This is a genomic window from Halobaculum limi, assembly GCF_029490015.1.
GTDB classification, from domain to species: domain Archaea; phylum Halobacteriota; class Halobacteria; order Halobacteriales; family Haloferacaceae; genus Halobaculum; species Halobaculum limi.
In genome coordinates this window covers 2,404,698-2,417,887 of sequence record NZ_CP120468.1, presented here as the reverse complement: position 1 = coordinate 2,417,887, position 13,190 = coordinate 2,404,698, and the positions used below count along the sequence as shown (strand labels likewise).

The window sequence follows — 13,190 nt, the reverse complement described above, 5'->3', positions numbered from 1 at the left end:
GTGTCAGGCCCACGCGCGCCGTCGAAAGCCACGAGACTGATACCGCTTCGGTTCCACGCCTCGGGCATGTCACGAGAGGCACGCAGACGGGAGTTCCTCCGCTCGGCCACCGGCGCGTTGGCGCTCGGGGGTCTAACCGCAACCAGCGGCTGTCTCAGTGCGATCACTGGATCCGGTGCGCTGGAGTTCTCCGCGAGCGTCGCGTCGGTCCCCGACTCGACGCTGGAATCGACTGGCTTCCAAGAGTACAGAGTCGAGCCGTTGCCAGTCACCCGCGAGTTCACCGTCGCCGGCGAGACCCGCGAGGTGAAGGTCACGAACCAACTCGCCCAGTACGACAAGGCCGCAGAGCTCGCCGGGGAACGCCTCCGCGCGGCGATGTTCGTCGTGCTGTCGACGCCGGCCGTCGAGATCGCGGGGCAGACCCTCAACCCGGTCGGCGAACTGAGCACGCGCGAACTCGCCCGGCGGATGCTCACCCGCTACGACGGCATCAGCAACCTCCAGTCGGACGGCGAGGAGACGGTGCAGGTCCTCGGCACCGACACGACCGTCGGCTTGTTCACCGCGGACGCGACCATCTCGGAGGGCGTCACGACCACCGTCAGACTCCACGTCTCGGAGGCCGTACAGGCCGGAGGCGACTTCGTCGTCACCATCGGCGCGTATCCGACGCTCCTCTCCGGGCAGGCCGACGACGTGCGCACGATGATGGGCGCGGTCACGCACGACGGTGGGTAACCGGTGAGTCGACGATGAGCCACGATCGGTCCTCCGACGACGGATCGCTCTCCCGGCGCGACCTCCTCGCTGGCGGCACGGCCGCCGGCATCACGTCGCTGGCTGGCTGTGCAGGCCTGCTCGGTGGCGGCGGCGACGCACCCGAGACTACCGCCGTCGACGGCGAGCGTGGCCGAACGCTCGCGGCCGCCCACGCGCCGGACCTGTACTTCGGTGTCGGCGAGCGCTGGTTCCCCACCGACCCGCGCGTGTACGCCAGCGAGAGCGGCGACGACTCGGTACTCGACGGCTTCGACGCGTTCGATGGCTACTCCCGCGACATCGACGACGCCGGAGAACCGCCACACAGGACGGTGTTCTACAACGTCGTCGAGTACCCAGACACCGACCTCGTCGTCGTCCAGTACTGGATCTACTCGGCGTTCGACCAGTTCACGACGAACTTCCACTGGCACGACTGGGAACTCCTGCAGGTGTTTCTCGACGTGAGCGAGTCGTCGGGCGACCCCGAGACGGGCACCCCGCAGTTGTTCGCCGCGTCTGCGCACGCCCGGAAGATTCCGAACAACGAGTTCCTCGACCCCGAGACGGAGCGCGCGAGCGTCATCAGTGAGGTCGGGAGTCACTCCTCGGCCCTGGGCGTCAACGAGACGCGCGACGCCTTCGAGCGACTCCCGGTGACGACCGCCATTGCAGACGTCTCGAACGGCGCACTCGCCATCTCAGACATCCCGGCGGCGTACGGCCTGCCGCGCGGCGAAGGCTACCGCCTGCCGTTCTCGTTGCCCGAACTCGACGGGACGCCGATCCACGAGCACCCGGACCTGCCGAACGTCAGGCGCGAGCACCTCGTCCCCGCGGAGATGACCATCGAGTCGTTCGAGGGCATCCCGGCCCCGCCGACGGACCTCCCACTTCGAGAGACGGGTCACTACTTCGCGTTCGAAGACGCCGAGAACGTCGACGAGGCCGATTACGACTACGCGCTCGCACCGATGGCCGAGATGGGCGTCGAGGAGTTCACCGGCCCACAGTTGTCGTTCGAGTACGCCGTCCCCTCGTTCGCGGAGGACGCGTTCGCCTCCCACCTCACGACGACGGGGACGCCGAAAGCCCAGCCCCGGTACACCAACCCAGTCGCCGACGTGACCGACCCGCGCCACCGCTCTGCACTCTCCGAGCGGTTCGACATCGACGTGACTGGTTTCGCGGGCGACGTGGTCGGCCTGTTGAGGGAGGCGGGTGGGACCGACGAGACGCCCGGGAGCAACGGTATCGAGACGAGCGAACCGACAGTCGAAGGGATGGCGCTTCTGGAGTCCGACCCGACGCCCGCGCCGACGTTCAACGGCGTCGTCGCCCTCCGCGACGTACCCGCGGGCGACCACCGCCTCACGGTCAACGGCGCGGGCGTCGCCCCGTACAGTCAGGGCCTCGCGCACGAGGAGGACGGTGAGGCGACGGCCGCCGGCGTCGACGGTGAGGTGGTCGTCGTCGCCAACGAGGACGCCGTGAAAGTACGGGCAGCGGCGACGAGCGACGGTCCGGGAGTCGCCCGCGTCGCCGTCGATGACGACGTGGCGGGCACGGTGTTCGACGCGCCGCCGCCAACGTCGCTGGCTGGCGACAGCGAGGACACCGGCTCCGAGTTCGCAGTGTACGCCCACCGCGACGGCGCGTACACGACCGAGGTCGAAGACGAGGACGGCGGCATCGGCGCATTCCGGGTGAACCCCCGCGCCGACCAGTCGACGGCGACTATCCCCGACCCGAAGACGGGGAAGGCGTCGCTCACAGACTTCCTGTTCACCATCTTGACCGAGACGACGGCACAGGCGCAGGTGTTCGAGGACGGCGACGCCGACGGTATCGACGACGTGGACGTGCCAGACAGCACCGCCGAGCAGTCGGGGACCGCCGCAGACGTCGTCGACAGCGTGGTGGAGACGACGACCGAGACGAGCGGCGACGGGGCGGCCACCGACTCCGGATCCGGGTCCGGCGGCGCGGGTGGGAACGGCGCGGGTGCCAACGGAGACGACGACAGCGACGAGGGCGGCGGTGGCGGCTCGCCAAGCGGCTTCACGGGCCTCTTGCGCGCGCTGGAGGCGGGGACGCTCGCGGCGAAGCGAGCGAACGACGCCGCCCAGTCGGGCAACGCGGCCGGCGCAGACAACCGACTTCGCGGCCTGCGCCAGCGGACCGCCGCCATCGCAGACAACATCGAACGCAACCGCGAGAACCTCCCCGACCAGTTACCGGAACTCGTCGAGCGACGGCTCCCGCAGGTAGAGAAACGGATCGACCAAGCGTTGGAGCAAGACGCCTGATCGGTCGCGCCGCCCGCTCAGGCCTCCCGCAGTTCGCTCTTCAGTTCGAGGTGCGGTCGGGTTCGTCTGTTGGATGCGGGCGACTGCTCCCATCGTCGGGGTCGACCTGGAGGTACTTGGCGAAGAAGTCCGCGACTCGGGTGTACGCGTCGACGACGTTCTCTCGCTGTCCGAAGCCGTGTGGCTCGCCCTCGTAGCGGCGGAACTCGTAGCGTTTGCCGTGCTTGTCCAGTTCGTCGCACAACTGCTCGGACTGGCTGATGGGCACGCGCACGTCGGCTTCGCCGTGGAGGACGAGCAACGGGTCTTCGATGTCCGGGACGTGCCGGATGGGCGACGCCTCGCGGTAGTTCTCCAAGTCCGTCGCGACGTCGCCGAGTTCGCGCTTCATCAACTGCCAGCCGATGTCGTCGGTGTCGTCGAGGAACGTCTCGTAGTCGTACACGCCGTAGAAAGCCGCACCCGCCCGGAAGCGGTCGGAGTTACCCAGCGCGTTCACGGTCATCAGGCCGCCGCCGGACCCGCCGTAGATACCCGCGCGGTCGCCGTCGACGGCGTCGAACGCCTCGGTCGCGGCGTCGGCCGCCGTGATGACGTCGTCGAGGTCGCCGCCGCCCCAGTCGTGGTCGTTGGCCATCCGGAACGCGCGGCCGTAGCCGTCGCTCCCCCGGTAGTTCGGGAGCACGACACAGTAGCCCAGCGCTGCGAGGTACGCCGCCCGGTGGTCGAAGCGGAAGCGGTCGAAGGAGGTCGGCCCGCCGTGGGCTTTCACCAAGAGCGGCACCGACTCGTCGTCGGCCTCTGCGGCGGGCGGGTAGACGACCGCCTGTATCTCCATCCCGCTGGACGTGTAGCGGATAGTCGTCGGCTCTGGGATGCGCGCGCCGAAATCGGGCGCGGCGCTGGGAGAAACCTGTTCGCCATCGTTCGCGTTCCAGACCACGGGTGGGTCGTGCGGAGTGTCTCGAACTGTGAGTACGTCGCCGTCGACCCAGCGAGGCGCGGTGTGGAAGGCGTCCTCGTCGGTCAGTTCCTCGGAGAAGCCGTCGCGGTCGACGACGTGGACGTTCGCGCGGGCGTCGTCGGTCACGGTCACGGCGAGTGTCTTGCCGGAGGGACTCCACGCGGGATCGGCGACCTCCGCCTCGTCGACGGCGTACAGCGTCTCCGGGTCGCCGCCAGCGTGACCGTCGACGACGCCAACCGCATCGAAGCCGTCGGCATCGTGGACGAACGCCACCTCCGTCGAGTCGGGGCGTGGACGGACGTTCTGGACGCGAACGCCCTCCTCGGCGTACACCGCACGGACGCCCTGACCACGCCCGGCGTCGTCGCGGTCGACGGCGACGAGATCGGCCTCGTAGTCGAACAGGTGACGGTGTTCGGCACGGGTCGCGTACACCGTCCCGTCGTCGGCGACGGCGGGATCGCCGTACAGATACTCGTCGTCCGCGAGCGCCTCGATCCGAGAGCCATCCGAAGCGACGAGTGCGAGCGACCCCCGCGAGAAGTGGTTCGTGACGACGGCGATGGCGTCACCGTCGGGACCGTACGCGAGGCCCAGGTCGGGGTCGTCGTACGTCGTGAGCGCGGTCACCTCGCCCGTCTCGACGTCGACCGTCGAGAGGTCGCCGTCGCCCGAGAGGAACGCCACCTCGTCGCCTGCGGGGTGCCAGTCGAACCACGCTGGGTCGCCGCGGCCGTACCGTTGGGCCGATATCCCGTCGCTCGTCAGTCGGGTGTCGGTCGTCCCGTCCCACAGCCAGAGGTCGGTCTGTCCCTCGCGGGTCTTCGCGTAGGCGATGCGGTCGTCGTCGGGGGCCGAGGCCGCCTGCACGACCGTGTCGGCGCTGGCCATCGCTGCCAACAGGTCGTCGTGGTCGGTGTCGCGGAGGTCTCGTCGGTACACGCTCTGCGGTTGACGCGGCGAGGCTTGTATCTCCGGGTGGCGGCACGTGGGGTCGAGCGCACCTGCGTCCCCGGTGCGAGCGAGGGACGAAGCGACCCGAGAGCCGTGCCGTCTGTGTGTCGTACCAACCGCCGAGACCGGGGGGAAGGACACCCGTTAAGTACGCACACCCGCAAGGAAAGGTATGGCTGACGAGACCGATCTTGAGGAGCTTCGACGCGGGACGGACCTCGTGAAGCGCGGGTTCGCACGGATGCAGAAAGGCGGCGTCATTATGGACGTCGTCAGCCGCGAACAGGCTCGCATCGCGGAGGACGCAGGTGCGGTCGCGGTGATGCACCTCGAATCGGTGCCGGCGGACATCCGCAAGCGCGGCGGCGTCGCGCGGATGGCCGACCCCGGCAAACTGCAGGAGGTCATCGACGAAGTGTCCATCCCGGTGATGGGGAAAGCGCGCATCGGCCACACTGCCGAGGCGCAGATTCTGGAGGCCGCGGGTGCGGACATGGTCGACGAGTCCGAGGTGCTGACGACGGCCGACGAGCGCTACCACATCGACAAGCGCGACTTCACCGCGCCGTTCGTCTGTGGCGCACGCAACCTCGGCGAGGCGCTTCGCCGCATCGACGAGGGCGCAGCGATGATCCGGACGAAAGGCGAGGCCGGCACCGGCGACGTGAACCAGGCCGTCACCCACCAGCGCAACATCCAGCGCGCCATCCGCAAACTCTCCGGGATGGCCTACGAGGAACGCGAGGAGTGGGCCCGCAAGAACGAGGCCCCCCGAGATCTGGTCCACGAGACGGCGGATATGGGCCGCCTCCCGGTCGTCAACTTCGCCGCCGGCGGCATCGCGACGCCCGCCGACGCGGCGCTGATGATGCAACACGGCTGTGACGGCATCTTCGTCGGATCCGGTATCTTCGGCGCAGAGGATCCGACGCAGATGGGCGAGGCCATCGTGCAGGCGGTCAACAACTACGACGACCCCGAGACGCTCGTCGACATCGCGAAAGACATCGGCGCCGGCATGAAGGGCCAAGCCAACGAGACGATGCCCGAGGAGGAGAAACTCCAGGGCCGCGGCGTCTAAGTCAGTTCTCGACTTCCTCGACCGCGTGAACGTTTTTATCCGAAGCCCGGTCCACCACGCCCAGTCCGTGCTCTGACGACTGCCGCGGGGCGTACGCGGGTGTGCGACACGCCGCTCCGGAGGTGTCCAAGCGTGTCGCCTGTCCGCACCGCCGCCAGCAGCACGGTCGAGTCCTTCCGGTAGCCCGCGCGTTGATACGCGTCCCACTCCTACTGCAGGTATGAGCGACGACGACACCGCGACAGCCGACCCACTCGCGGACGTCGACCCCGAGCGACACCCGGTCATCCTCTTCGACGGGGTCTGCAACCTCTGTCACCGCAGTATCCGCTTCCTCGTCCGCTACGACCACGCGGGTGTCTTCCGGTTTGCACCGCTCGACTCGCCTGTTGGACAGGCGCTGCTGCGCGAACACGACCTCCCGACGGCGGACCACGAGTCGTTCGTCCTCATCGACAGCGAGGGGGCCCACCAGAAGTCGACGGCCGCGCTCCGCGTCGCCCGTGGCCTCGGCCTCCCGTGGAGTCTCGCGTGGGCGCTTCGGGCCGTCCCGCGCTCGGTTCGTGACACGCTCTACGACCTCGTCGCCGAGTATCGCTACGACGTGTTCGGGAAGAAAGACGCCTGCGAGGTTCCGGAACCGGAGGTCAGAGAACGGTTCGCCGAGCGTGCACTGGAGTAGCCGCGATCAGAACACCGTCGCGCCCTCGCCGACGCGCGTCTGGTACGCGCGTGCGCCCACGCCGGCGTCCGCGAACGCCTCGACCATTCTCGCTGCGACCGAGCGTCGCTGTCCCTCCCGACACACCGCGAGGATGCTCGGGCCGGCGCCGCTCACGCTGACGCCGGTCGCGCCCGCATCGAGTGCCGCTTCCCGAACGGCTTCGTAGCCGGTGATCAGTTCCGCGCGCGCCGGCGTGACGACGGGGTCGTCCATACCTCGGCCGACGAGGTCGGCGTCCGAGCGACACATCCCGGCAGTCAACGTCGCGGCGTTGCCGACAGTCTCGACGTGGTCGTCCATCGAGACGGCGTCGGGTACGACGCCGCGGGCGTCGCGCGTCGAGACGACCACCTCCGGCAGACACGCCACCAGCGGCAGGTCCGCGTCGATGCTCGTCGTGGTGTCGTCGCTGCGGACGATGGTGAACCCACCCAGCAACGCCGGTGCGACGTTGTCGGCGTGTGCCTCGCCCGAGACGACCGCCTCGCCTTCGGCGGCGACCGAGACGAGGTCAGCACGGCTGTACCCCCGGTCGTACAGTGCGTTGAGTGCGACCGCGGCGGCCGCGGCGGAGGCGGCCGACGATCCGAGCCCCGAAGAGGGACGCACGCCCTTGTCGATGTGGATGTGCGCTGGCGCGTCGAGTGCGTCGGCGACGGCGCCGACGACGTTCTTGTCCGGTTCGGTCGGGATGAACTGCGCGCCCGCGCCGCTCACCTCGATACTCGTCTCCTCGGCGCGTTCGACCTGGACGGTGTCGGCCGGGTGTGAAAGAGCGACGCCGAACGTGTCGAAGCCGCTACCGAGATTCGCGCTCGTGGCGGGGGCGCGGGCGAATACCATGCCGCGTCGGTCCGACGCGGCGGGCAAAAGGATGACGTTCGACGCAGGAACCCCGGTTCGCCGTCGGCTACGGAGGCCGGGAGAACGCAGGCTACTCGGTCAGCGCGGTGGGATCACCGCCTCACTTCTTCGAGACGACGTACACGAGTGGTCCGACGACACACAGCACGATGCCGAGGAACAGGTAGTGGACCGGCACGAGCGACTGCGGCGTCAGCAGGAAGATAATGCCGAACAGCATCGTGTTGAGCGCCATCGCCTTGCGCGACACCGGCAACGTGGCGACCGTCGTCAGGATGAATCCGAGGAGCAGCGCCTGTCCGACGTTGTACGGGAGCAGGAAGCTGTCGACGACCTGGAGCGGGATCATCTGTTACCCGAAGATGGCCCGGCGTGTTGCATTAACGTTCCGTTCTCGCTCGTTTCCTGCGGGGGCGCACACCCCCTCACGCCGTTCGCGACGCCTGCCACGTTTCGAGGTCGGCCGCGAGGAACGGGACGTACATCTCTTCGGGGCTTTGCCCGCCGTGAGTGCCGACGAAGTCGAGTTTGCGCTGTTCGCCCGCGAACCACACGTCACGGTCACGCGGGACGACGACCAAGTCACCGACGCGCGCTCGGAGCAGGTCTGACGGCTCGCCAGGGCCGAACAGCCCCGCCTCTAACGCCTCGGTCCCGGTGAGTACGCGGGCGTCGAACGAGGCCTCGACGAGTGTCTCACGCGCCCGCTGGACGCTCGCGCCGTCACGGAGGTGCAGGTGGACGTTCCGCGGTCCGCCGGTCGGGAGGACCGGCTTCCCGGTACGATGGTGGTCGCGGGCGTTCCACACCTCAGGGTAGCTTTCGAGGTCGACCGCCGCTGCCGGGTCGGCGTTGAGATGCCCGTGGTCGGCCGTGAGGACGACAAGCGTGTCCTCGGCCGCCGAGGGGTCGATGCGGGCCAACTCCCGTTCGATGGTCGCACACGCAGTCTCCAGTTCCGCGCGGTACCGGTCGGAGTCCGTCCCCCTCGCGTGAGAGGTGCTGTCGACGTCCGACCAGTAGGCGTACACGTACGTCGGTTCGTCGGTCGTCTCGACCTGTCGACGCGCGGTAACTGCGAGGTCCGGAAGCGACTCCACCCCGTGGACCGTCGCGCCCGCCGTCGCCGCCTCCGAGTACGGGCCGTCCGCGATGCTGGTGTGTTGGACGACGTGACTGTCGACACCCGCCGCCGAGAGGTCTCGATACACCGGGTCGGCGTCGAACAGGTCGTCGCCCGTCACCTCGCCGCTGGTCGCCTCACCGAGGTCGCCGCCCTCGCGTGCGAGAAACGGGAGCGACTCGCAGGTGAGGTCGTGGTCACGGAGGCGGAGGTTCCACCCGAGCAGGCCGTGTTCGGCGGGGGTCGCGCCGGTGTGCACACTGGTGATCGCCGCCGCCGTCTCGGAGGGGTACACCGAGGTCAGCGGGGTCGACGTCCCGGCGGTCGCCAGCGAGTCGAGCAAGGGAATCGACGCACGCCGCGTGCGGAACTGGTCGAGTCCGAAGCCGTCGACGAGGACGACCAGAACGGTCGAGTAGTCGCCCGAGGGAACGGCATCGTCCGGGAGTCGTCGTCCGGATTCGACGCCCAGGACGTCGGCCACGGTTCCGGGGACGTTCGCGAAACAGTAGTTCTCGTAGTCGGGGAAGACGTAGCCGTCGCGCCGCATCCCCGGGAGGGTCGGGTCCGCGAGTGGGTCGGAGCCAGCGCGGTCGGCGTCGTCGTCGCTCATATCCCACCGCTCGACTGGCCGGTTCGAAGGTGTTGTGGAATCGGCAGGTTAGTTCGAGGCGTCGGTTCGGCTGTCGTCGCGGGTCGTGTCGTCTGTCGTCGCCGATTCCGTCTCGTTCGACGCGGTGTGCACGTCTGTGTCCGCGTCTCCCTCGCGTTCGGTCGGTTGCCCGGCGTCGCTCGCAGTCACCTCGCGCGACACCTGTCGCTCCTCACTCGGGCCAGTGATGTCGAGCGGTCGAATCCAGATGTACCACACGAGAAACACCATCCCGCCGTACCCGAGGATGAACACGAGTCGCCCGAGTCCGTTGTACCCCAACACGCCGAGTTGCCGACGGACGATTCCGGTGCCCGCGATACCGACGAGCAACACCGTCGCAAGCAGGAGTCGGTCGCGAGTGATCCGGTCGCGAAGCCGGGAGTTGTCGGCCATACCACCACTCGGGGCCGCGTAGAGTAGTATCCCGCGGTTCGGGATGTGAAGCAGTTCCACGGTGGCGCAACCGCTTTCACCCCCGCGGCGGCGTTTCGGGTATGGAGTATCACGCGGTCCCCGACGACCACGAGGCGGCGTTCGACGGCGTCCTCCGGTACGCGTTCTCGCCAGAGCGTGGCCCCGACGACGACACGGAGGGCCCCGACCGGCCATCGACGTTCCACCCTCGTGCGCTGTACGACACCGACGACGGAGTATCGGCCGACCGCGCGGCGGATGCGGCAGAACTCGATCCCGAGGCTATCGCGGTCGTCTGTGCGTACTACGCCTTCTCGGCGCGCATCCGTGGAGACCATCGCCCGGTCGCGGGCGTCTCGGCCGTCGCGTCGCCACCGGAGTATCGTCGGCGTGGTCTCGTCCGCGACCTCCTCACGGACCTCCACGCCGAACTCCGCGAGGAGGGCGTCGCCTTCGCGGCGCTGTGGCCCTTCGAGTTCCCCTTCTACCAGCGACTCGGCTACGCTCGGATCAACGACTACACGCGACTGACTGTCGACCCCGACGCGCTCTCGGGGGCGTGCCCGCCCGCGGCCGGGTCGTTCGAGCGACTCACCGCCGACGACTGGGCGGCCGTCGACGCCGTCCACGCCGCGTGGGCCGACGGCGACTTCGGCCTCAACCGCGGCGAGGACTGGTGGCGCTGTCGCGTCTTCCAGTCGTGGGGGACCGACCCGTACGTCTACGGCTGGCGCGACGACGACGGCGACCTCCGTGGCTACCTCGTGTTCACCGTCGACTCCGGCGACGACGACGGCCGCGACGACAAGTCGATGCTCGTCAACGAACTCGCGTTCTGCGACCGCGAGGCTCGGGGACACCTGCTTCGGTTCTGTCGCAACCACGACTCACAGGTTGGGTCGGTCCGCATCTCGGGGCCCGCAGACGCTCGCCTGTTCGACGAACTCGACGACCCCCGAGCGGTCGACACCGAGGTTCGGGCCGGGCCGATGGCCCGCATCGTCGACGTACCCGCGGCGCTCTCGGCGGTGTCGTACCCCGAGGACGTGACCGGAACGGTCCAGTTCGACGTCACCGACGAGACGTGTCCGTGGAACGACCGCGTCGTCGGCCTCCGCGTGCGCGACGGAGAAGGAACCGTGACCGAGGCGACCAGCGACGACGCCGAGGCGTCGGCCGTCCCGCTCGACATCGGAACGCTGACGCGATTGGTCGTCGGGTCACACAGCGTCGACCGACTGGCCGACCTCGGACACGTCGAGGGCCTCGACGCCGAGCGTCGGGCGACGCTCGCGGCGCTGTTTCCCACGACCGACCCGTACCTCAGAGAGGGCTTCTGAGGCACGTTCGACGGCGGTTCCTGTGCTTGCCGGACAGTAGATATTTAAGCCAAATGCGAGCGTATTACCGTCCGTATCCGATGGGTGTCCGTGGCAGTCTGTGACCACACTCCGGGAGGACGATGACAGTTGGAACGCCCCGCGAGTTCTCACAGAAATGTCGGATCAATGCCAGAGGTACCGCTATGCAATCCAACCCAACCCGCGTCCCAAACCCAGCAGAACTGACTGATGACCTCTTCGATGCACTGAGTGACACCTACCGTCGGACGGTGTTGACCACGCTCGTCCAGTCACCGGAGACGACGTTCGACGAGGTGTGTGCCACGCTCACCGACCGGATAAACGCCGACACCGAGTACGTGGGCACGGTGCTGTACCACACGCAACTTCCCTACCTCGCGGCCCGCGAGTTCATCGACTACTCGATGGAGACGCGGCAGATCCGACAGGGTCCAGAGTTCCAGACGATCCTGCCGCTGTTGCGACTCGTCGGGAGCGCCCGTGAGACGTTGCAGATATCGTGGCCGTAGGTCGATTTGCGGGCGACTTTTCTGACGGTGGGTGTGTGCCAGAGCAGGTGGTTGGTGAGACGCCGATTCTCGAACGTGTCCGTGAACGCGACTATCATCTTATTGAACAGGTAGGGGCAATCGACAGACGAGTATGTGGGACCTCGGGTGTGGCTTCGGTCGGGCCGAGTGTCGCGTTCTCGCTGGGGTCGTGCCCTGTCTCGCCGGTGAACTGGACACTTATCATTGGGTGTCTGTTTCGGGGATGTGGCCCGGTGGGTGGACTCGGCTGAGTTGGTACGCGGGGGTCGGCTGATGGATGGTCAGAGCTTCGCACCTGCTGGAGAGTGTAACCAAGGCGAAGAGATTCGTGAGGAGGCAGCAATGGCTGCAGCTGAAGAAAGCACACGCCTATTGCAAATTGAGATTGAGACACAGCGCCAACTAAGGTCAGAGTCCGTTGACCTCTTCAAGATTGATCTTACAGTCCTCGGTCTGCTTCTCTCAGTTCTAGCCTTTCGTCCAGGACTACTTGGGGAAACCGGACTGGTCTTTCTCGGGGCTGGAATGATAGTCACTTCAATTGCACTCTCAATGTACACCTACTGGACAGTCGATTTGCAGACTGGAATAGCACCGGAGTCTTACGAGCTGTTGATGAGTGAGCGTGATGGAAATGTGTACCAACAAATCGCAGAACAACATAGTAAAGCGATAAAATACAACACCTCATCATCAAGTGACCTACGTTCTCGACTCGCTTATGCATAGATATCCACAGTTACTGCTGTGGTTTCCTTGCTAGTTGCCGCACTCTGAGATTACTCAAGTAACCACTGGTGCTTCGAATGCACCAAATCCCATTCCTCTAACGCTGCATTCTCCAGATACTCTCCCTTCCCGAACTCGTCCGTCGTCTCGGTCCGCGCCGCGTCGAGTTCGTCGACGCCGTGTGCGTCGAACCCGACCTCAACGACGCCGCGCCAGATGTTGTCCCAGAAGACGGCCGTCTCGCAGTCGTCACAAACGCCGAGTAGCCGTGAATCGCTCTAACGACTCACCACACCCGTCGCTACGACGTCCGCTGTTCCCGCATCTGCCGCACACACCAGTCGTACAGTTCTCGTTGCATCGGTTCGGACGTCTCCCCGAACAACAGTCCGAGCCTGTATCCGAGATTCCGCCACGACAGCGTCTTGAACGCTTGCTCTCCGAAGTCGTCCTTCTCGCTGTCGACGGCTTCACTCCACCCTCGCTCGAACACGTTCAACCGCTGGTCGTCGGGGTCCGGGTCGATCCGCTCGTCGCCAGCCGCGAGCAACCCCTTGTTGATCTCGTACGCCGGATTCTCCCAGTCCATACGTAGCCCACACCCACAAGACGGATTGTTACTCAGGCGGTATGTGAAGTAATGCGCTCGTGTCGCTGCTGGACACGATCCCTGTCTCCCACTACCGATCGGAATCGCTCGTTGGGATAAGCCGA

Annotated in this window: 13 protein-coding genes; 7 read left to right on the top strand and 6 right to left on the bottom strand. The window is 67.0% G+C overall.

What is annotated here, in order from left to right; all coding sequences use genetic code 11:
• Positions 1-66: 66 nt before the first annotated feature.
• Together P0D77_RS12205 and P0D77_RS12200 are read left to right on the top strand one after the other, a co-directional pair.
• Positions 67-741 carry a DUF6517 family protein gene (locus P0D77_RS12205; RefSeq protein ID WP_277553350.1) on the top strand — a complete coding sequence of 225 codons (675 nt, stop codon included), beginning with the start codon at positions 67-69 and terminating at the stop codon, positions 739-741.
• A 14-nt stretch (positions 742-755) separates the two neighbouring features.
• Positions 756-3,071: a hypothetical protein gene (locus tag P0D77_RS12200; RefSeq protein ID WP_277553349.1), complete on the top strand. Its 2,316-nt coding sequence runs from the start codon at positions 756-758 to the stop codon at positions 3,069-3,071.
• A gap of 40 nt (positions 3,072-3,111) precedes the next feature.
• Here P0D77_RS12200 and P0D77_RS12195 read toward each other — a convergent pair whose 3' ends face one another.
• Entirely contained in the window at positions 3,112-4,980 is a 1,869-nt protein-coding gene (locus P0D77_RS12195; RefSeq protein ID WP_277553348.1) for a S9 family peptidase, read from the bottom strand.
• A gap of 184 nt (positions 4,981-5,164) precedes the next feature.
• Here P0D77_RS12195 and pdxS point away from each other — a divergent pair, with 184 nt between their 5' ends.
• Entirely contained in the window at positions 5,165-6,073 is a 909-nt protein-coding gene (gene pdxS / locus P0D77_RS12190; RefSeq protein ID WP_277553347.1) for a pyridoxal 5'-phosphate synthase lyase subunit PdxS, read from the top strand.
• Positions 6,074-6,293: 220 nt separating this feature from the next.
• A complete protein-coding gene (locus P0D77_RS12185) occupies positions 6,294-6,755 on the top strand; it encodes a thiol-disulfide oxidoreductase DCC family protein (protein WP_277553346.1) in 462 nt (153 codons plus the stop codon).
• A 6-nt stretch (positions 6,756-6,761) separates the two neighbouring features.
• On the opposite strand, the gene P0D77_RS12180 is transcribed toward P0D77_RS12185, so the two are convergent.
• From P0D77_RS12180 to P0D77_RS12165, 4 genes are all read right to left on the bottom strand, one after another.
• Positions 6,762-7,640 carry a homoserine kinase gene (locus P0D77_RS12180; protein WP_277553345.1) on the bottom strand — a complete coding sequence of 293 codons (879 nt, stop codon included), beginning with the start codon at positions 7,638-7,640 and terminating at the stop codon, positions 6,762-6,764.
• A gap of 121 nt (positions 7,641-7,761) precedes the next feature.
• A complete protein-coding gene (locus P0D77_RS12175) occupies positions 7,762-8,010 on the bottom strand; it encodes a DUF8006 family protein (RefSeq protein ID WP_277553344.1) in 249 nt (82 codons plus the stop codon).
• A 76-nt stretch (positions 8,011-8,086) separates the two neighbouring features.
• The gene (locus tag P0D77_RS12170; RefSeq protein WP_277553343.1) at positions 8,087-9,397 is read right to left on the bottom strand and encodes an alkaline phosphatase family protein; all 1,311 of its coding nucleotides are present in this window, start codon (positions 9,395-9,397) and stop codon (positions 8,087-8,089) included.
• A 48-nt stretch (positions 9,398-9,445) separates the two neighbouring features.
• Positions 9,446-9,832: a DUF7996 family protein gene (locus P0D77_RS12165; RefSeq protein WP_277553342.1), complete on the bottom strand. Its 387-nt coding sequence runs from the start codon at positions 9,830-9,832 to the stop codon at positions 9,446-9,448.
• Positions 9,833-9,933: 101 nt separating this feature from the next.
• On the opposite strand from P0D77_RS12165, the gene P0D77_RS12160 reads away from it, so the two are divergent.
• From P0D77_RS12160 to P0D77_RS12150, 3 genes are all read left to right on the top strand, one after another.
• Entirely contained in the window at positions 9,934-11,193 is a 1,260-nt protein-coding gene (locus P0D77_RS12160; protein WP_277553341.1) for a GNAT family N-acetyltransferase, read from the top strand.
• Between the two features lie 185 nt (positions 11,194-11,378).
• Positions 11,379-11,726 carry a DUF7344 domain-containing protein gene (locus P0D77_RS12155; protein ID WP_277553340.1) on the top strand — a complete coding sequence of 116 codons (348 nt, stop codon included), beginning with the start codon at positions 11,379-11,381 and terminating at the stop codon, positions 11,724-11,726.
• Positions 11,727-12,020: 294 nt separating this feature from the next.
• A complete protein-coding gene (locus tag P0D77_RS12150) occupies positions 12,021-12,476 on the top strand; it encodes a hypothetical protein (RefSeq protein ID WP_277553339.1) in 456 nt (151 codons plus the stop codon).
• A 301-nt stretch (positions 12,477-12,777) separates the two neighbouring features.
• On the opposite strand, the gene P0D77_RS12145 is transcribed toward P0D77_RS12150, so the two are convergent.
• Complete coding sequence (locus P0D77_RS12145; RefSeq protein WP_277553338.1) at positions 12,778-13,065, bottom strand: hypothetical protein; 288 nt, start codon at positions 13,063-13,065, stop codon at positions 12,778-12,780.
• Between the last annotated feature and the right edge of the window lie 125 nt (positions 13,066-13,190).